Raw genomic sequence first — 23143 nt, 5'->3', positions numbered from 1 at the left:
CAAGACCGGCCAGAGCGGCGGCGGCACCGGGTTCGCGGCATCCATCGCCTGGAACTGGATCGAGGCCACCAACGAGGCCCGCGTCGGCGCCGGCATCACGGTGACGGCCACGGGCGGCACGGTCACGGTCAGCGCGTCCGATCTCACCGGCAACACCGCCAAGGCCATCAGCAGTGCGATCGACCTGACGTCGGGCAGCACCGAGATCGGCGCCGCGATCGGCTTCAACTACCTGAACCTGACGAACAAGGCGCACGTGCAGCAGGGCGCCACAGTGACCGGCGCCGGCATCACCGTCGAGGCGATCACCCCTGCGGGCAAGCACGACGACTTCATCGTCTGGGCGTTCGCCGCCGCCGGCGGCAAGTCGGGCACGAGCGTCGCCGCCTCGGCGGGCATCAACGTGCTGAACCTGTACACCGCGGCGCGGATCGGCCAGGGAGCCACCGTCACCTCGACCGCGGGCATCGACGTCAACGCCGTGACCGACATGCGCCTGCTCAACCTCGCCCTCTCCGGAGCGCTGTCCACGAGCGGCAAGGGCATCGGCGGCGCGTTCGCCGTGAACATCCTGCCCGCCGTCGGCACGATCGCCTCGGTCTGCTCGGGCTCCGACCCGACCACCGATCCCGACTGCACGGGCTCGGCCGCCGTGACGACGCTGCAGGCGTCCGGCGCGATCGACGTCACGGCGCATCAGGGTTATGCGCCGCTCGCGCCGACCACCGGCAACAGCACGATCGACAACCATCTCCCCGCGATCTCGTCGTTCGCCCTCGGCGGCGCGGTCGGCGGCGACGGACTCGCCGTCAGCGCGACCATCGTGGTCGACGTGCTGCTGTTCGACACCGAGGCGTACATCGGCGACAGCGCGAAGGTCAACCAGACCACGACGGGCGACTCCGGCCAGTCCGTGACCGTCTCCGCCCAGGACGACACGCACATCGTGGACGTCTCCGGCGGGCTCGCGCTCAGCGGAGGATCCGCCTCGGTCGCCGGATCCATCCTCGTGCTGGTCATGACGAAGGACGTGAAGGCGCGGATCGGCGCTGGCGCGAAGGTCGCCGCGGGCGGCGGCGTCTCGGTCACCGCGACCTCGACGGAGAACCTCCTCGAGATCGTCGTCGGCGGCAGCGCCTCCGACTCGAGCGCGGCCGTCGCCGGCACGTTCGCCGTCATCGTGATCAACCCGGGCGATCACGCCACATCGGCCACGATCGGCGACAACGCGGTCGTGCACGCCGGCGGCGACATCGCGGTGACCGCCTCCGACCACGCGGACAAGCTCAGCATCGCCTCCGGCAACGTCGCGATCTCCACGAGCAGCGCCGGCATCGGCGCCTCGCTCGCTCTCCTGGTCCGCAACGGCGACGTGGTCGCGACGATCGGCGACCACGCCGACATCGAGGCCGACGGCAGCACGGGGCTCACGGTCTCTGCGACGCAGGTCGGCAACATCCTTCTCGTCGCGGTCGCCGGGGCCGGTGGCAACAACGCGGGGGTCGCGGGATCCGTCGCGATCGACGTGCTTACGGACGTCACCACGGCCGGCATCGGCTCCGGCACGACCGTGAACTGCGTCGGCGCGAGTTGCACGAATTCGAGCGCCAACACCTCGCAGGCGGTCGCCGTGACCGCGTCCGACACGACGACGATCCTCGCGCTCGCGGGTGCGGTGGCGGTCGGTGGGACGGCGGGCGTGGGCGTCGGCCTGGACGTCGAGGATCTGCACAAGACGACCTCGGCGAACATCGGCTCGTCGTCCACCGTGCACGCCAACGGCGACGTCGTCGTCACCTCGACCTCGAGCGAAGACATCAAGTCGATCTCGGCGGGCGTCGCGGTCGGAGGCACGGCCGCGGTCACCGTCAACGCGGCGGTCCCCGTGATCAGCGTGACGACGACCGCAGGGATCGGGTCCAGCGCGAACGTCCGGGCGGGCGGCAACGTCATTGTCTCCGCCGACGAGGCACTGAGTCTCTTCGTGATCGCGGGCAACATCAGCGTCGGCGGCACGGCCGCGATCGGCGCGGGCGTCGCGGTGCCCGTCGTCACCAAGACCACGAACGCGACCATCGGGTCCTCCGCCGTCGTCACCGCGCTCGGCGGCGCCACCACGCACGGCACGGTCAACACGGGCGGTTACAGCACCTCGGGCACGGACACCCGATTCGACCCGCGCGGCTACCAGGGCGGCTACCCGGTACCGCTGCCGCACGCACCGCTGCCGCAGGGTCTGATGCTGGACGGCACGACGATCAACCTCGGCTACACGCACAACTTCGTCGAGGGTCAGCAGGTCGTCTACGACGCGGGCGGCGGCTCGCCCATCACGGGCCTCTCCGACGGCGCGACGTACTTCGTGCACCTGGTGAACGGATGCGGGACGTGCATCCAGATCCGGGGCCCGAACGCGGACTCCCCGATCATCACCGGCATGTCCCTGCCCTCCGGGATGATGAGCGAATCTCAGCGCTTCATCCCCACCAACACCCCCGGCGCCGCGGGCGACGACGCCCCGCGCTTCAACGCCCCCGTCGATGTCGGCACCGACTACATCGTGCTCCCGTACGACCCGAACGCCGCGGACGGCGACCCGGTCGTGTACAGCGCCGGCGGCGGCACCCCCATCGGCGGACTCGTGGACGGCGCGACCTACTACGTCGTCGACCACACGCCGACCCACTTCCAGATCGCGCGCACCAAGTGCGAGGCGACGCTGAACGCCGACGACTGCAAGCACGACGGAATGGCCGTGCCGGGCGCGAAGGTTCCGATCACGTTCAGCTCCACGGGCGCAGGCCGCTCGCACAGCTTCGTCCGCTCCGGACAGCTGCCCGGCGCCGACGGCCGGCAGACCGGCCCGCAGACCATCACGACCGGCACCTCGTCCGGGTTCTCCGGGGTCGCGGTCACCGCGACCAACAGCGACTACATCGCCTCGCTCGGAGTCTCCGCGGGCGCCGCCGGAACGGTCGCCGTCAACCTCTCCGGATCCATCTCCGTGCTGACCGTGCATACGACCGCGTCGATCGGCGACCACGCAAAGATCAACTGCGCGAGCGCGGCCTGCGCCGCGGACGACGCGGCGGCCGGATCCGGGCAGTCCGTGCGGGTCGCCGCCGGCAACAACTACCGCACGCTCGGCCTCGCCGCCTCCGTCGCGGTGAGCGGCACGGCAGCGGTAGGTCTGTCCGCGGCCGTGCGGGTCGTCGAGCTGCACGCCGACGCATTCATCGACCACGACGCGATCGTCAACGCCCGCCACGACATCGAGGTCGTCTCGCACACGAGCGACGCCGTCGTCTCCGTGAACCTCGCCGCCGCGGGCGCCACGGTCGGCATCGCCGGCACCGTGGGCGTCACCGTGCTGAAGACCTTCACGAACGCGTACACGGGCGACGCGGTCACGCTGCGCTCGGACGGCGACATCGCCGTGCTCGCCTCGGACGACACCTCGCTGATCCTCGTGACCGCCTCCCTCGCCGTCGGCTGGGTCGGCGTCGGTGTGGGCGTCGACGTGGTCGTGGCCACGAAGAGCACCCAGGCGCACCTCGGCACGAACAACACGGTCATCGTCAAGGGCACGGGGGCAGGGTACGGATGCCCGAACACCGGCCAGGGCTGCATCGACGACGGAACGATCGCGAACGACTCCTTCGGATCGCAGACGGTGCACGGCCTCGCGGTGCAGGCCGGATCCACCGAGAAGCTCTTCGGCATCGTCGCGGGACTCGCGGCCGGGTTCGTCGGCGTCAGCGGCAACGTCGGGGTGAGCATCCTCACGGTCGCCACGGGCGCCTGGATCGACGACGGCACGACCGTGAACAAGGGATCCGGCACGATCATCGGCGGCGTCGCGGCGAATCAGTCGGTGACGGTCAACGCCACGGACCGCCTCGACTCGCTCACCTTCGCGGGCGGCGTGGCCGGCGGCTTCGTGGGCGCGGCGGGCGGCATCGACATCGGCGTCGCGAACGTCAGCGTGACCAGTTACATCGGCACCGCCGACGTCTGGGCGAACGGCGCCGTCGCCGTGAACGCGCTCGCCATCAAGCACGTCTCCAGCTACGCGGTGAGCGTGGGCGGCGGATTCGTCGGCCTCGCCGGCGCGGTGTCGGTCTGGTCCATCGGCACGACCCCCACAGACCAGTACAACAGCGACGCGAACGGCCCGCAGCGCGGCGCCTACTCGTCGGCGAACAGCTACACGACCGGCGACGTGGTCACCGACTCCGGACACACCTACGTCGCCCGCAAGAACAGCGACCCCGCGCACGTGCACACGACCTCCGACGCGGCGTACTGGGAGCTGTCCGACCCGAAGAGTGCCGCCACGGGCGACAGCGGGGCCATGTCGGCGCAGGATCAGGCCGACGGCACGGCCTCCGGATCGGGCGACGGCTGGGGCAGCGCGCTCAGCGGCACCGCGGCGCAGAAGGTCGCGAACTACCAGGCCGGCCACGCCTACAAGAACGGCGTGATCGTCACCGACGGCAGCGGGCACTACTACCAGGCGAACGTCGCCTTCACCTCGGGCGCCTCGATCGCCGCGGACGGCACGAAGTGGACGCCGATCAACGCCCCGTATGCGAGCTACGTGTATTCGGGCGGCGACCGCGCGAACCAGGGCCTCGTCGCGGCATCGCCGGGCGGTTCCGTCACGGCCGACACCTTCCACCCGACCGTCGGTCACCCGGCGCCGCCGGCCGGAACGTCCGCCACCATCTACGGCACGGTGCACTCGATGCTGTCCGATGTGCAGGTCACCGCGGACGACCGCCTCGACGTCGTCGCCCTCGCGGGCGCGGCGAGCGTGGGCCTCGGCGCCCTCGGCGCCGGCATCTCCGTCCTCACGATCGGCCTGCACACCGACGCGGGCGTCGCGAACACGGCGAGCGTCTCCGCCGCGGGCATCGTGGGCGTGCACTCGAACCTGACCGAGAACGTCACCGACATCGCCGTCACCGGATCCGTCGCCGGCATCTCCGTGACGGGCCAGATCGTGGTGCTGAGCGACACCAGCTCGCAGGCCGCGCACATCGACACCGGTGCGAGCATCCCGGAGGCCGGCACCAAGATCGACGTCACGACCCTCGCGACCCGCACCATCACCGCCTACGCGGTGGGCATCACGCTCGCCGCCGGAGCCGTCGGCGTCGCGGTCGCGGTGCTGAACCTCAGCGGCGACACCACCGCGACGATCGGCGACGTGGCGATCGGATCCGGGGGCGCGATCGGCGGGATCACCGTCACCTCGACCGACCACGTGTCGCCGAACATCCTCGCCGTCTCGGCGCAGGGCGGCATCCTCGCCGGCATCAGCGGCATCGTCGCGATCCTGAACTACACCGGCACCACCCGCGCCGCCTCCGCGGCGCACGGATCGGTCACGATCGGCGGCACCGGCGTCACGGTGAGCGCCACCGGGACGCGCACCGACATGACCCCGGTCGCGGTGAACATCTCCACCGGTGCCGCCGCGGTGGGCTTCACGCTGCTCATCGCCTCGAGCGGCCGCAACACCGAGTCCGAGCTCGGCGGCGACGTCACCACCAGCGGCGGAGTGGACGTCGAGACCAACGCCAGCAACGTCGTGAGCGCCACGACGCCGGGCATCGCGATCGGCGCCGCGGCCATCACCGCGATGATCCCGATCGCCACGATCTCCGGGCACACCACCGCGATGCTCACCGGCCGGGTGGGCGGATCCGCCAGCGTCACCGTCCACGCGCGCGGCGAGAACCACGCGAACGCGGAGGTCGACATCCTCGGCATCGCCGGCCTGTCGCTCAACGTCGGCGTCGCGAAGGCGACCATCTCGGACGGCGCCGACATCGCCGCCACCGTGAGCTCGGGCGCCTCGATCGCGTCGGGCGGCGCGGTCACCGTGACCGCCGACATCCACGGACCGAACGCCCGCAATGAGGCGATCGCGATCGGCAGGAACCTGAGCGCCGGATTCGTCGGCGCGGGCGCCGTGTTCGCGGCTCAGGCGCTCATGGGCGGCGCCGTGCACGCCGAGCTCTCCGGCAGCGTGACGAGCTCCGCGAGCGTCGCCGTCAGCGCGATCGGCGCCAACCGTGCCGAGTCGCAGCTGCTGGTGGTGAGCGTCGGCGGCCTCGCGGGGATCTCCGTGAGCCTCGCCGATGCCGAGATCCGCGCGGCCGCGAAGGTCGAGGCGGTCGCCCTCTACGCCGGTGCGCCCCGCACCATCACGAGCACGGGCCCCGTGACGTTCGACGCCGAATCGCACAACACCGCCTACACCAAGACGCAGATGGGCTCGGGCGGCGGCCTCATCGGCATCAGCGTCAGCGTGCCGACCGCGGACATCGCCGCCGCGACCACCGCCTCGGTCGACGTCGGCGTCGACGCGGCCTCGCTCTCGATCACCGCGAACGGCACGAACAACGCGTCCTCGGTCACCGACATGCTGAGCATCGGCGGACTCGGGGCCGCCGGCGCCAACGACGCGCACGCGACGATACAGTCCGCGGCCCTCGTCACCGCCGCCGTCGGCGCGCACAGCACGGTCACCCTGTCCGGGGCGGCGATGATCAGCGCGGTGAAGCAGAACACCGTCGTCTCCACCACGAGCAGCGTCAACGCCTCGCTCGTGATCAGCGTCGGGATCATCGGATCCACCGCGGCCGACCATGGCGGCAGCACCGCGGCGTTCGGCGGCGAGCTCGTCACCGGCAGTCAGCTCACCGTCCAGACCGACGCGACGGATGCGGCCACCACCAGGCTCGACATCGTCTCGGTGTCGCTCGCCGTCGGGGTCTCGGCCGTCTCCGCGACCGGCGCCATCGACGGCACCGACGCGGCCGCGCTGGGCGGATCGACGAACATCCACAGTCCCGGTACGGCCATCACCGTGCACGCGATTCGCGGGGCGATCGTGCTCACCAACGTCACCGGCGGCGCGGGCGGCATCCTCGGCTCCGGCACCGACATGAAGGCGATCGCCACCGTCGGCGGCACGGTCTCGGCCTTCGTCGATGACGGCGCGACCGTCGGCACCGTGTCCGGGCGGCCCGGATCCCTCTCGGTCACGGCCGACGACGCGGCCGTCGCAGGCGCCGGCGCCAAGGCGGGAGCGGGCTCGATCGGCCTCACCATCGGCGCGGCGGTCGGATCGGCCACCGCGAACCCCACCGTCAAGGCGTATCTGGGCACGGGCGTGCATGTGGTGCTCGGCACGGGAGCGACCAACGGCGTCACCGTGACCGCGATCTCGCATCGCGCGCAGGCCGTCGGCACCGCCAAGGTGGTCGGCGGCGGCATCGCCAACGTGGGCCTGCCCGGCGCGGACGCCACCACGTCCCCGACAGTGGACGCGCACTTCGGCGCGAACAGCACGATCCTCGCCGGCGGCACGGTGACGCTCGATGCGCGGTCGCTGGCCGACCCGCAGGGTGCCCTGCTCACCGACGACATCACGGGTCTCAACGCCGACGGCGGCGCCGCGCCCTCCGACACCGTGCTGTTCCCGCAGCACGGTCTGTCCACCGGCGACCAGGTGCAGTACAGCTCGTCGAACCCGATCGGCGGGCTCCGCAGCGGTCACGTGTACTCGGTCGTCGTGCCGGTCGTGAACGGCGATCCCGACCCCGACCACCTGGGCTTCGGCGTCACCTGGACCGCGGCGTCGATCGACGCGCTGAGTCTGGTGCCCGGCGCATCGGGGGTCGACACCTCCCGAGGTCTGCTGCGCTTCAGCGGGCCGCACCACTTCGAGGACGGCGACGCCCTCATCTACCGCTACGACCCGGCCAACGCCTCCTCGATCGGCCTGACCAACGGCGGCGTCTACTACGTGCGGGTCATCGACGCCTACACGATCGCGCTCTACGCCTCCCAGACCGACGCGCTGCAGGCCGCCAGCGTGTTCCACACCGGCGACGTGAGCGGCAACCTCATCGGCGGCACGTCGTTCACCGCCGGCCAGCAGGTAACCTACCGGTCCGCGCCGGCGAGCACCTTCACGCACGGGGCGGGCATCCCGGCCGTGAACGGCCACCCCGCGTGCGACTACTGCAACCACGCGGTCGATGTCACCGTCGACGGCAGCGGGCACGTCACCGGTGACAGCGGATCCGCCTACAACGTCTACCTGCCCACCGTGAACGTGGATCCGAACACCCACGCGGTCACCCTCTCGGATCACAACCTGCACGACGGTCAGGCCGTGATCTACCGGATCAGCGACGCATCGCACAAGATCCCGGAGCTGACCGTCGGCGCCACCTACTACGTGATCAGGCAGAGCGCCTATGCGATCCGCCTCGCCGCGACCTACTGCGACGCGGTCGGCCACGCCGGCGACTCCGCCTGCCCGGTCGCGTCTGTGGTCACCCCGATCCACATCTCCGCTCCGCCCGAGTCGCGCGACGTGCAGGCATTCGCGCCCGCGGGCATCGGCCTCGCCGACGGCGCCACCTACACGGTCGGCAGCCGCAACGGATCCGGTCAGATCACCCTCACCGGGCAGTCGCTCACCACGACGCACGTGTTCGGCGACCAGACGCTCTTCCTCGCAGGGGCCGCGCTCACCGCCGGATCCGGCGCGCAGCAGCTCGTGCTGCAGCTCACCGGGTCGCTCGCGGGCACTCAGAAGCTGCTTACCGCCGACGGCTCGTCGCTGCGCGCCGCGTCGCCTCCTCCGGGCACCGGCGTGACGAACGCCTCGGCCAACGGCGGCGGCGGCGGGCTGGGGTCGTTCACCTCGCAGACCGCGCAGACCACCGTCAACCCGACCGTGCGCGCCTACGACGCGGCCGCATCGATCACCGCGGGCGGCAACGTCGGCATCAGCGCCATGACGCAGACGAACGCGACGGCGACAACGAGCAACGGATCCGGCGGACTCATCTCCGGTGCGGGCGTGTCCTCGCACGTGGACGGGACCGCGAACACCTCGGCGTTCGTCGGGACCGGCCCCGACGGCATCAGCGGCACCACGGCGGCGACGCAGGTCGACGCGGGCGGCGTCAGCATCACGGCGGGCGGCATGGTGCGGGTGTTCTCCACCGCGACCTTCCTCGCCAACGCCGATGCGGACACCGAGAGCGGCGGTCTCGCGGGCGGATCCGTGTCGCACGCGGAGGTGCACCTCACCGACAACTCCGCCTCGGTCATCGGCGCGGGCGCCCACGTGGTCGGCGGATCCGTGAACCTGCTCGCCACGACGACCGGATCGAAGATCACGAGCCACTCGCGGTCGATCTTCATCGCCTTCGCCGGCTTCGCGACGGCCAAGGCGGTCTCCGAGCTGAAGAGTCACGACACCGCGCTCGTCGACGGCCAGACGGGCACGCCGACCTGGGTCGAGGGTGACAGCGGCGTGGACATCCGCGCGCTCCACAGCGGCAATGCGCGCTCCCACGACGACGACCCCGAGTGCTGGTGCATCGGCCCCTCGTACAGCGACGGATACGACAACAACGAGTTCTCGGAGACGGCGGCGGCGCACTCCGGAGCGACGGTCGTCGCGGGCACCCGCATCCAGTACGGCGTGAACACGAACGACCAGAGCCTCGACCCGGCCGACCCGTCGCCGTGGCACCTGGCGCACCCCGCCGGGCAGACGCATCTCGCCCTGTACGTCCAGGCCGAGACGAAAGCCGGCGACCCGGTCGACAACACCGGCACCAGGCATGTCGACTGGAACGCCGACGTGATCATCCACGAGGGCCCGAGCCCGCTGCTGATCATCGGCCCCGACGGCCACGTGGTGACCGCCGTCAACATCACCGTCAACGGCGTCAGCAACCCCGCGCCGGGAACCGACTTCAGCGGCGGGGGAGTCGTCGAGGTGGACGACCTCATCAACCACGACACCGGCGATGTGCTGATGAGCTCGGGCGGCGGCACGATCCAGAACAGCCTGAATGGCGGTGCCGCACCGTCCACCCACTACTGGGGCACGTTCTACTACCGCGACAACTGGGGCGCCGTCACCATCCTCAACCACTCGACGCTGCGGCTCGTCGTCGACGACATCACGGTCCTGAACGTCGGCACGCCGACGGTCACGCTCGCCGCCCCGACGGTCAGCGCGATGTTCGCGATCGTCCGCCACGTCGACCCGACGCTCGTGACGATCACGAACGACGCCCCGACCTCCTCGCCGGACCTGCTCATCAACGGCACGATCCTGAACCCGATCGGCGAGACCGACATCACCAGCACCGGATCGATCTCCTCGTCGACGGCGCGCGGCGGATCCAGCTCGACCTTCAGCGGCCCGCACACCGACCTGATCCGCACGAACATCCTGCACCTCGTCGCGGGCACCGCGATCGCCGCCTCCGGCACCTACCTCAACATCGACCTCGTCCAGTGGGCGGGAAACGACGAGGACGTCACCGCGAACTCCGGCACGAGCCAGTACCTCGACCTGCAGACGCTGCTGCGCGACCCCGCGATCGCGAACCCGCAGACGCCCGCCTACGTCATCCCGATCGACCACCTCGTGGCGGGGGACAGCATCTTCGTGCGGCTGCAGGCCACGCAGTACCAGACCTCGGTCGGCTCCGTGCCCGGCATCCAGGTGACCGCGACGCCCGGTCCGAGCGGGCAGTACGTGAGCTTCTACCACCCGGACAGCGCCCACTGCTTCTACCCGGACGGCTGCACGAGCCCGCACCCGACGCTCGAACCCGGGGCCTTCGCCACGGGCGGCAGCGCGACGGACAGCACCTACGACTTCAGTCTCCTGGATGCCGGATCCCGCGGGAGCAACGGGCAGATCGACGTCTTCGCGGCGGACGACGCTCCCTCCGCGACGCGGATCAACATCGTCGGCCTCGTGCAGATCGAGCAGCCCGCCTCCGGTGTGACCGCGGCGACGTACGGCACCGTGAACGCCGACACCAACGGCTTCATCACCCTCACCGAGCAGTACGGGGATCTGCGTGCGGGCCTGATCCGCTCCACCGACGACGACGTCACGCTGACCGCGCCGGGATCGATCTACGACGCGCCGCAGCCGTCGCCGAACCCGCCCGCCTCCGGGCACACGCCGGCCGCGACGACACCGCAGGTCGTGGGCGTGAACATCACCCTGACCGCGCAGAACGGCACGATCGGCATCGACAGCAACTTCCTCGAGATCCGGTCCTCGATCGACAGGTTCGGCGTGCTGAACGCGCAGGCGCCGGGCGTCATCCGCATCTCGCAGACCACCGGCGACCTGCACGTCGACACCGTGACCACCTGCTACGGCGCGAGCGCGACCAGCTGCGCCGACATCTCGCTGACGAACTTCCACGGCTCGATCACCGACGGCCACAACGCCGGTTCCGGCGGCACCGCGGCGAACATCTTCGGCAACACCGTCGACCTGCTCGCGCAGTACGGCAGCATCGGCGCCGCGAACGGCCTGAACGACCTCAAGCTCGACTCCGCGAAGGGCAGCGGCTGCGTGAGCACGTACACGCTGCTCTTCCAGGGCGCGAACTACCAGAACGCCACCGATGCGCAGCGCGCCGTCACCGCGACGTGCGACGTCGCCTCTCAGGCCGACGGCAGCATCTTCCTCACCGAGGTCGCGGGCCCGATGAACGTGCTGCTCGCGCACGCGGGGGAGAACCCCGGCCACGTCACCGGGCCGAACAGCGTGCGCCTCACCACGACCGAGACCGGCGCCGAGGGCAACGACATCCTGCTGTTGCACTCGGGCTCCACGCTCGTCGTCGAGAACGCTCGCCAGGCCGTGCTGCAAGGCCTCATCGAATCCGACGGCGGCAACATCCTGCTCCGGTCCGCGGACGACATCGTCACGGATCCGAGCAGCATGATCCTCGCCTTCTCCAGCACCCTCGCCGCCGTCGTTGCAGACCCGAACCTGCCGGACAACGCGACCGGGAACATCGACATCTACGGCGACTGCCACGATGCCGCATCCGGTGTCTGCGCCGTGCCCGCGCTGGACACCACCGCCCCCGACCCGACCACGGGCGACGGCACTGTGATCGTGCTGCGCAGCGGCCAGGCGGCCGCGGGCGGCCTGCCCGGCGAGATCGCCAACGGCACGGGCGGCCTCACCCGGGTGTTCGGCGGCTCCGAGGCGGACACGATCGTCTTCGACCGCACGATCCTCGTCGGACAGACCCGCGCCTACGGCGACGGCTCGCCCACCCAGGCCGGCGTCTACGCCCCGCTCTGCAACGGTCCACCGACCTGCGTCGACACGTTCGTCGTCAACCGGCTGCAGTCGATGGTGGCCCTCGGCCAGCAGGTGAGCCGCGGCGCGACCCTGACCCTCGACGGCCAGTCCGGCAGCAACATCTACTCGATCTTCACGAGCGGCAGCCAGTTCACCAGCAACAACTACGAGATCAACGTGCTCGGCTCGCACCGCCCCGCCGACGGCACCGACACGCTCAACATCTACGGGTACGACACCTACTCGGCGGGCACGCCGGATGCGACCGGCATCGACCCGTCCACCCAGCACGAGTACGCCACCAACGACATCTTCCTGCTGCGCGGCACCCCGGCAGGGATCCTCGGCGAGACGGCGGCACGGCCCCCGCTCTACCAGGGCACCGGCGCCCACCCCGTCTCCGCGGACCCGTACTCGGCAGGATCCGGCTTCGTCGCCCTGCTGCACTCGACGCTCGCCGGCACCCAGGCGAACCTCGGCGGCACCAGCACGACCGGCACCACGGGCGTCTACGGCGTCGAGCGGATCAACTACGACTCGGCCATCAACGGCGGCCTGCACGTCTACTCCCTCGGCGGCAACAACTACTTCGCGGTCGACGACAACGCCGCGCCCACCTACCTCGACGGCGGATCCGGCGACAACCAGTTCCAGATCGGGCAGCTCTACGGCGAACGTCGCAGTGCCGGGGCGGTCGCCTCGCCCGCCCCGTCCTACGGCGCCTCCGGCAACCTCGCCGCCGAGAACGTCTTCGACGTCGCCACCGTCGCGACCACACGCGGCTGGCTGTCCCGCGGCACGAGCGCCCCGCTGGTCGCCCAGGGCGGCACCGGCAACAACACCTTCACCGTTTACTCGAACCACGCCGTGGTGCACCTCGAAGGCGACGGCGGCAACAACCTGTTCATCGTGCGCGGCTTCGCCCTCGCGCAGACCGACGCGGCCGGCAACATCATCCTCCCCGGCGGGTGCACCACGCTCGAGGCTCCCGCGTGCATCCCGATCCCGATCACCACCAACGGCTACTCCACCGCCGCGCAGACCGACGTGCGCACCGGCGCGGGCAACAACCAGGTCGAATACAACATGAACGCGCCGGTGTCGGTCGACGGCGGCACGGGCTTCAACAAGCTGATCATCCTGGGCACCGAGTTCGCCGACCACATCGTCGTGACCGACCACGGCATCTTCGGCGCCGGCATGTCGGTGACCTACCGCAACGTGCAGGTGATCGAGGTCGACGCGCTCGAGGGCGACGACACGATCGACGTGCTCTCCACCGCCCCCGGCGTGGCCGTGCGGGTCATCGGCGGCCTCGGCAGCAACCAGATCAACGTCGCCGGCGACGTCAGCGGCAACGTGTACTCGCGCGACATCAACGGCACGAGCGGCACGATCAACCTCGCCGTGATCACGCAGGACCAGCTCTACAAGGACGTGGTGATCCCGGGCGTCGCGGTGAGCGTCGCGCAGGGTTCGCAGGGCGCCGTCATCATCACGGAGCACGCGGGCGGCACGCTCGTGAAGGAGACGCAGAACTCTCAGGCCACCAGGCCGCCCATCGGCACGATCGACTCGTACAGCGTGCGGCTCGCGCAGGCGCCGACCTCCACCGTGTACATCGCGGTCACGGCCGAGCCCGACATCCGGCTGAACCGCGAAGGCACCCCGCAGGGCGACTCGATCCTCCTTGCCACCACTCCGCTGGGGACCGTCCCGAACCCCGGCACGACCACGGCGGACAGCGACTTCTACCAGCACATGATCATGGACGCGCTGCCGGCCGACCTTCCCCAGCGCGCGCTCGTGCTGGTCTTCACACCCGGCAACTGGCAGATCCCGCAGCTGGTGTGGGCCGGCGCGATGAACGATGCGCTGAACGACGGCGTCCGCACGTACGAGATCAGCCACAGCGTGCTCAGCGCCGATCCGTTCTTCGCGAACGCGACCGTGCGCAACGTCGAGGTCACGAAGATCGATCCGGGCAGCCCGGCGATCCTCGTCACGGACCTCGGCAACACGAACACCACCGGCATCTCGATCGCCTCGCGCTTCACCGACGGCGTCGCAGGCGGCAGCACGACCTTCACCTCGAGCGCCGCGAACTTCACGCTCAGCGACGTCGGCCAGCCGATCTCTTCGATCGACGGCAGCGCCGCGATCCCCGCGAACACCGTCATCCTCTCCGTCGTCGACGCGCACACGGTGGTCCTGTCCGCCCCGGTCGCGAACGCGAGCGGCATCCATTTCGCCCTGCCGAGCCGGCTCGCCGCGGTGCAGCAGTACCGCGACGGCTCGACCACGAACGGGTCGAACATCCTGTACTCCGCGAGCGCCGGCTTCAACGGCGGCGACGTCGGCCGCAGCCTCGTCGAGGCCGACACCGGCAGCGCGATCCCCGCGGGCACCACGATCGTCGCGGTCGCCGCGGACGGCACCTGGGCGCAGCTCTCGGCCAACGCGACCTCCACGGTCACCGGCCTGGTCTTCGCGATCCCGGACCGCAACGCGAGCAACCTCATCCTCGGCGGCAGCGGCAACGCGACGTACGCCATCTCCGGCTACGCCTCGGTCGTGCTCGCCGCGCAGCCCAGTGCGCCGGTGACCGTCACGATCACCGCGGCGAACGACCCGCGCATCTCGCTCTCCAGCACGGATCCGCGATTCCACGTGGTCACCCCGGCGTTCGGCACGACCGCCGGCGTGTACACGATCACGTTCTCCACGCTCGACTGGGCGACGCCCGTGATCGTCAAGGAGGACGCGACGCTGCACTACAGCATCGCCGACCCGCACAACTCCTACCTGGTCGCGAGCGTCACCAGCAGCGGTCCCGAATACGTCGGCGTCGACAACAGCCTGACGCCGTGGGACGTGCTCGTCATGAACGACCTGACCCCGGCCGGCATCGTGCAGGCGCCCGCGGGCATGGTCGTGACCAAGTGCGGAGACGCGCTCTGCACCGTGCCCGGACCCGGATCCAGCATCAGCATCCGCCTCGCGGCCGCCCCCGGCCAGGACGTCACGGTCGCGCTCGTGACCGACGGCCAGACCGACATCGTCACCGACGGCGGGCGGGTCACGAACGGCGCGATCGGCGGGAGCCGGACGGTCACGTTCTTCAGCGGCGCCGTCACCATCGCCGGCACCGTGGTCAGCCTCGCGGCGACCGAGCTCGGCAGCTTCCTCGCGGACGGCTTCGCACCGGGGCAGCAGATCCAGCTCACGGGTGCCGGGGCGCCGCTGACCGCGACGGTCGTGGCGGTCACCGCGACGACCCTGACCCTGAGCGCCGCGCCGACGGCCGGGCCGCACACGGTCACGATCGGCCGGGTCGTGAACGCCGGATCCTTCACCGGACCCGTGGTCTACGACTCCGTCGCCGGCACGCTCACCCGCGCCGACGGCTCGAGCTGGCTCGATGACGGCTTCCTCGAGGGGCAGATCTTCAAGATCGGCGCCTCCGGGACGATGCTGAAGATCCAGGCGCTCACCGGCAGCACCTCCACCCGGGTCGACATCCTCACCGTCACCGACAAGACCGCGCTCGCCGCGGTGCTGGGCGCCAGCGGCACGATGACGTTGACCCTCACCCAGTGGGCGGCGCAGGTGACGTTCACGTCGAGCAACTGGTATCAGCCGGTCGCGATGGGCGTCGTCGCCGATCCGAAGTACAACGTCCCGCCGGGCAGCGCCTCGCTGCTGAGCTTCCCGAAGACGCCGCACCTGCTCTCCGCGATCCGCGGGCCGCTGTCGGTCGAGGGCGGACCCACCGTCGACAACCATGCCGCGCTGCAGCTGCCGGTGATGCTGCCGCAGGAGGGCAACGCGCTGCCGTTCGGCATCGGGATCCAGCCGCCCGAGGCGCAGCAGGTCAACGTCCTCAACATCTTCGACGACGGGGCGCAGCAGAACCAGACGGGCGTGCTCAGCTCCACCACGCTCACCGGCTTCGGCATGGGCCCGGGCCTGGACTTCACGCACCACAAGGGCTACGAGCCGGGCAACCCGGCCAAGCCCACGTTCGGCGAACCGCCGGTGTTCCCGAGCGGCATCAGCTTCGGCTCGGTCACCGTCGACCCGGCGACGGGGCAGATCCAGACCAACGCGAGCCTGTCCACGATCCAGTCGCTGAACATCCTCGAGGGCCAGGGCAACGACACGCTGACCGTGACCGGCACGCTCGTGGGCGGCCCGTACACGAACGAGGAGGGCACACCCGGCACGACCTTCGTGCACGGCGGCCTCACCGCGCTGCACGGCGGCGGCGCCGCAGCCCTCAGCATCACCGGCGACTTCGACATCACCGCGACGACCCTCACCCGCGACGACGGCACCGCCTGGGTGGCGGATCAGTTCGCGGTCGGCCAGGAGCTGATGTGGAACGGCGTGCCGATCGGCGTCATCACGGCGATCACCGGCGCAGTCATCACTTTCACAGGCCACGGGCCGGCGGCCGGGACCGGCGTGCACGGCACTGTCGCGGTCTTCGACCCCGCCGTCCACGTCACCACGAACGTGCACTTCGTCGGCAACACCCTCATCCGCACCGACGAGCGCAGCTGGGTCGAGGCGGGCTTCTCGATCGGGCAGCTGGTCACCGTGAACGGCGTCGTGGTCGGAACGGTCACGGGCTTCGCCGGTCCGACCCAGGACATCCTCGTGCTCACCGCGGCAGTCACGCCCCCGTGCGCGAGCAGCCCCACATGCAGCGTCACGGTCGCCCAGGCTGCGGCGAGCGGCAACGCGGTCCGCTACGGCGGCAATGTCTTCACGGTCACCGGCGGCGCCGGCCCCGGCCCCGGCGCGACCCCGCCGACCGTCACCGGAACCTTCGCGACGGGGACGTCCGGCACCTCGCCGACGCTCACGCGCGCCAGCGGATCCTGGATCGCCGACGGCTTCGTGTACGGCATGGTGCTGCAGGTCGGCGGCCTGCCGGCCTGGACCATCACCGGCGTCACCGCCACGGTCCTGACCCTGAGCGGACCCGCGTTCACGAACCCGAACGTGAGCGTCGCCGTGGTCGGCTACGCGCCCTCGCCGCTCGTGGTCTACGGCGCGACCTCGCAGGACGGCATCTGGTACTCCGGCGACCCGCACACGCAGACCAGCCGGGTGTTCGGATCCAAGCCGTTCCCGAACCAGGTGGGCGTCGGCACGCCGCAGTTCGTGTTCCCGGTCGCCAACCCGTTCCGTCACGCCGGCAACAACGTGATCGACGCGAGCGCGCTGTTCGCCGGCGTCCCGAACGGCCAGGTGCCGTCGGTCGGCCTCACGATCTACGGCGGATCCGGCGACGACACGATCTCCGGCAGCCAGGCGGGCGACCTGATCGCGGGCGGCTCGGGGAACAACACGATCTACGGCGGGCGCGGCGACAACATCATCCTCGGCGCGAACGGCGTCAACACGAATGTGATCACGCGGGCGGTCTCGTTCCCGACGGTGAACAACAGCGTCTACGAGAACGCGGACCCGCTCGTGGCGGGGGACAACCTGATCTACGGCGACGTGCCCGGCGCCACGACGACCGACCGCTACGGCGACTACGACAACATCATCTTCGGCGCGATGGGTGTCGTCACCCAGGACACCCAGGAGGCGACGGTCGGCGTGATCACGGCCGGACCGCTCGGCGGCACCCGTACCGTCACGGGCGCGCTCGCCTCGCACGCGCCGTTGGGCTCGGCCCTCAACGGCGTCGCGACCATCACCTGCCAGGCCGCCTGCTTCCGCCTCACCGACGTGGGTCTGGTGATCGCCGACACCGCAGGTACGCTGCTCTCCGCCGGAACGATCATCACGGCCGTGAGTGCCGACCTGAAGACGGCGACCCTCTCGCGCAACGCGATCGGCAGCATGTCCGTCGGCAGCGCCTCCTTCACCGTCGGCCCGCCGCAGGGCTATTGCCGGCCGACCGGGACGAGCGCGCTCAACGTCTACTGCCCGGCGAGCGGCACCACGCCGTGGGGCGACGCGCGCGTGGAGCGGATCCAGACGACGCACGACATCCTCGCCGCGTACTCCGATGCGACCCAGAACCACGGCGACAACCGGATCTACGCGTCCGGCGGCGACAACGTCATCGTGGGCGGCGACGGCGCGAACGACATCCAGGGCGGGCCGGGCCGCAACCTCATCATCGGCGGCAGCGTCGCGCTGAGCCGCGGCTCGCACCTGTTCGACTACCGCAACCCGCGCTTCCAGGACCTCGTGGGCACGCAGATCTACAGCACCACGCCCGGATCGCTCACGCAGAGCCTCACCGACGGCGCCTCGCAGAACGACCCGACCGGGCACGCGTGGTGGGGCGACTTCCTCTCCGGCACCGGCGGGATCCTGCTCTCCGTCCCGCTGGGCGTCGATCCGACCCGCCCGACCGGACTGCACGATTCCGGCAACAAGGGCGCCGACTACATCGCCGGCGGATCCGGATCCGCGATGATCTTCGGCGAATCGAACGACAACATCATCCAGGCGCACGGCTCGATCGACATCACCGCGCCCGACTCGCCCACGGGCTACCCGACCGCATCGAACGGCTCGCCGTCGATCGGCAGCGTCTTCGGGGGCGCGGCCACCTGCTCGTTCCGCGGATCCTTCCTCGGCAACCGCGTGGGCGCCTGCCGCGACTCCTCCAACGCCCTGCTGATCAACCCGTCCGTCGACGACTACGCCGCCCTGCAGTACCGGCTGACCGCGAGCCTCGTCTTCGGCGCCCACACGATCGCGCGCACCGACGGCCTGTGGTGGGCCGACGCGGGCATCGCGGTCGGGCAGACGCTCACCGTCAACGGCGTCATGGTCGGCGTGGTGACCGCCGTGAACCAGGGCACGCTCACCCTCACCGGCGCCCCGGCGCCCGCCTCCTGCACGTCCCTGCCGTGCACCGTCGCCGCGACCGTCGCGGCGACCGACGGGCAGAGCTACGTCGAGGGCGGCCGCGGCAGCAACACGATCTTCGCGAACCGCGGTCAGAACGACATCATCGGCGGCAACTCCGACTTCTTCAGCCTCACCCTGCCGAGCGAGCGCGCGAGCGGATCGAACCTGATCTTCGGCGGATCCGGGCTGAACGCGGGCCGCGAGGACTGCGGCGACGGCACGCTGGACACGACAAACCACTGCATCACGAACCCGAACGGGCACGCGCACGACGCGAATGTGATCCTGGCCAACAACGGCGAGATCGTGCGCCTGGTCGGAACGAACCGCACCTACGGAGCCGGAAACGGCGTCGCGATGTCGGTCGGCTACCTGAACTTCAGCTATGACGTGAACGGCTACCTGACCGCGACCGAGCGCATCATCGCTCGCGCCGTGAACCTGCTCGACTCGACCCCGGGCGGCCCGGACCTCGCGAACCAGCCCGGCCCGCAGGTCACCGGAGCCGCGGCCACGAACGGCGTCGGGGACATCGGCGGCACCCCGATCGTGGTGGACGGCGTGCCCCTGATGCGCGGCAGCGAGATCCACGCCGAGTCCGGCGATGCGTTCATCTACGGCGGGCCGGCGAACGACGTGATCTACGGCGGCGGTCAGAACGACACCATCATCACCGGCTACGCGGACAACTGGATCTCCGGCGGTCGCGGCGACAGCTGCATCATCGGCGGCGGCGGACGCTGCTTCACGAGCCGCAACAGCTCCAGCTACGGCGAGCTGCTGTACGGCATCGCTCCGATCCCGGCGGCCAACCTTAGCCAGCTGATCACCACTCCCGGCAACGTGCAGCAGGCCGTCATCAACGTGGCGGACGCCCTCACCTACACCGCGGTGCTCTGGCCGTACAACTGGGATCCGCAGGCCGCCGGCAGCCCGAGCTTCTCCACCGGGTGCAAGCAGAACGCGATCTGCGACCACTACCAGCCGCGCTACGGCCACAACATCATCTACGGCGGCTGGGGCAACGGCGTCATCCACGCCGGACCCGGACAGTCCGCGGTGTCGGGCGCCGAGGCGCCGGAGCTCGGCTACGCCGACAACTTCGACATGTCCGGCACCGCGATCAACGCCACGCCGTACGAGACCGACTGGTACCACCCGTTCAACCCGGGCAACCCGGCCGGCTGGCACCCGCTCGGCGACGACGGCAACGGCAACGCCGCCCGCGCCGGGATGTCGGGCAAGTCGAGCTACTTCGACCCGACCGACCCGCGCCGCGAGGTGTGGCTGAATTCGGTGGTCAGCAACAACTTCGTCCTGGGCGGACCGAACCCGCTGCTGTGCAAGACGATGGTGGCGAGCCCGACCTGCCTGCCGTTCTTCCTGACGTTCGATCCGACCGACGCGGGCATGCCGCTGGATCTCACCTGGTACCCCGGTACGGGGGATCCGCAGATGCCGACGACGGGCGACAAGGCGATCTTCGGAGACCTCGGCAACGACTACATCGTCGCGGGCATGGGCCGGGTGCGGGTGTACGGCGGCTGGGGCAACGACGTCATCGATGTCCGCGCCTCGACGCACGTGAACGGCGGCCTGAACGACGGCCCGGTGCCGAACCTGGTGCGCGGCGCCGACGGCTCGTTCCACCTCGCTACCGCGAACTTCGTCTGGGGCACGCCGGCCTGGGAGACGCTCGCCTACGGCGGCGCCGGCCAGGACATCTTCTTCGCCGGCACCGGGGGAGACCGCCTCATCGACTGGGTCGGCAACCACAACAGCTACTACGTGCCGTTCTCGCAGTTCGGCATGCCGGCGGTCAGCCGCACGCTGCAGCCGTTCCTGCCCGAGTTCCTGTACGCCCTGTCCCAGAGCGACGGCGCCGATCAGACGCTGATGACCCGGTACGCGCCGTTCTCGGATCGCTACCAGGGCATCGCCTCCCGCAACGGCGAGCCGTTCGGCGAACTCGGCCTCGTCCTGCAGCACGACGACGCGTGGCATCAGCAGACCGGGTCGCCGTTCAACCAGATGCCGGAGAACCTCGGCGGCACCGCCAACGACGTGCAGAAGACGGCGAACGTGCGGCCGTTCAACTCGTCCGGCATGGGGTCCTCGTCGGGCGTCGTGGGGGTCTCCGCGCCCGCGCACCTGTCGTTGCCGTCCGGCGCGGGTGTGAACCTTCCCTCCGGCATCACGCCGGCGACGGCGGGCGCGGTTCCGCTCGTCGTGAGCGGCGCGCCCGGCGCGGCCGTGACGTACTCGTTCACGCAGGGGAGCCGCATCGTCTCGGGATCCGGCACGATCTCGGCCGGTGGATCGTTCGCGGTCGTGCTGGACCTCTCCGGCTTCGCCGACGGCGTCATCACGGTGACGGCCACGGTCACGGCCCCGGCGCAGCCTCCCGTGACGCTCACCGCTCCGATCGGCAAGAGCAGCGTGGCGCCGACCGCGCCGCAGGTCACGTCCGCCGCGTGGGCGAACCTCGCGACCGGGGGCGCGTACCTCGTCACGGTCAGGGGTCAGGCCGGCTCGATCGCGAACGTCATCATCACGGACAGCGCCGGACACGTCGCGAACGGCATGGACATCATCGACACGAGCGGCGTCCTGGTCGTGCCGGTCGATGTGTCGCAGCTGCTGGACGGGCCGCTCACCATCACGACGACCCTGACCAACGGCATCGGCGCGAGCACCGCGACGACGACGTCGATCCTCTTCGATTCCGCGCCCCCGGCGCTCTCGGTGACGCCGGTCGCCTCGACGGTCACGCAGACGAACGTCGGCGGGATGAGCGTGGCGGTGCGCGGTGAGACCCGCGCTCTCGTCCGGTACGTGTTCACGGACGGGGTCGTGTCGATCACCGGCTCCGCGACGCTCAACGGCAGCGGCAAGACCACCTTCTGGAGCGGATCCCTGGCCGCACTGCACGACGGCCCGATCATGCTCACCGTCACCGAGACCGATCCCGCCGGCAACCCCACGGTCTACACCCAGACCCTGGTGAAGAAGGTGACCCCGCCTGCGGCCCCCACCGTCACCCTGAACCCGCTCGACGACACCGGCGCGTCGAGCACCGACTACGTGACGAGGGTGGCGACGCCGCGCTTCGTCGTGGTGCAGGCGGCCGACGCCGTCTCCACCGTGGTGTACGTGAACGGCGTCGCGTACACCGGTCAGATACTCGCGACAGGCACGTACACCGTGACAGCGGTCAGCGTGGATGTCGCGGGCAATACGTCGGCCACGGCATCCGCGCCGTCGACGCTGGTCGTCGACACCTCTCCCCCGTCGGGGGCCGTCACGGTCGCGGGTGTCGTGGCAGGCAGCACCACCTATGTCGCTGCCGGCCCGCTCTCCCTCGCACTGTCGTTCAGCGCGGCGCCTGCCGGGCCCTGGCAGGTCGCGTTCTCGATCGACGGCGCGCCGTACAGCGCACCGGTCGCGTACGCCTCCTCGGCCACGCTCACCGCGCCGCCCGCAGAGGGCGTGCACACCATCTCGGTCCGGGTGACCGACCGGGCAGGCAACTCCGTGGTGGTGTCGCGGTCGTTCACGATCGACCGCACGCCGCCCGTGCTCTCCTGGACCGTCACGGCTCCGTCCAACGGCACCGCCTACGACGTGTCGCAGCGGATCACGCTCAGCTACGGCGCGAGCGACGCCGGATCCGGGATCGCCTCGGTGCGCGCGACGATCGACGGCGCGGCCTGGGGGAGCGGAGCGCAGATCGCGGTCGCCACCCTCGCGGCGGGCGCGCACACCATCGTCCTGACGGCCACGGACGCCGCGGGCAACGTCTCGACGTCGACGTTCACGATCACGGTGCACGCGACGATCGCCGGGCTGCAGAGCGCCGTCTCGTACGGGGTGTCGAGCGGCACCATCACCTCGTCGTCGGTGGCATCCCGGCTCGCGGCCGATCTCACCGCCGCACAGAACGCGCTCACGGCGGGCAACCGCACTGCGGCGAAGTCCGCGCTCGCGACCTTCGCGGCCGACACGGCGAACCGATCCGTCACTTCCGCCTACGCGACCCTGCTCAAGAGCTGGGCGAACGATCTCGCCGCCTCCCTCTGA

1 protein-coding gene (cut by a window edge) is annotated in these 23143 nt (G+C 70.6%); it reads left to right on the top strand.

The features are described from left to right. Nucleotides 1–23143, top strand: partial view of an Ig-like domain-containing protein gene (locus ABD882_RS17475; protein ID WP_345188707.1) — the 3' portion only. Its footprint begins 6959 nt before the window's first position; only the last 23143 of its 30102 coding nucleotides appear in the window; the start codon falls outside the window, past its left edge; the stop codon is at nucleotides 23141–23143.

Origin of the sequence: Microbacterium panaciterrae, from assembly GCF_039541635.1 — a bacterium.
Lineage (GTDB): Bacteria > Actinomycetota > Actinomycetes > Actinomycetales > Microbacteriaceae > Microbacterium > Microbacterium panaciterrae.
This window is presented reverse-complemented; position numbering and strand designations above follow the sequence as displayed.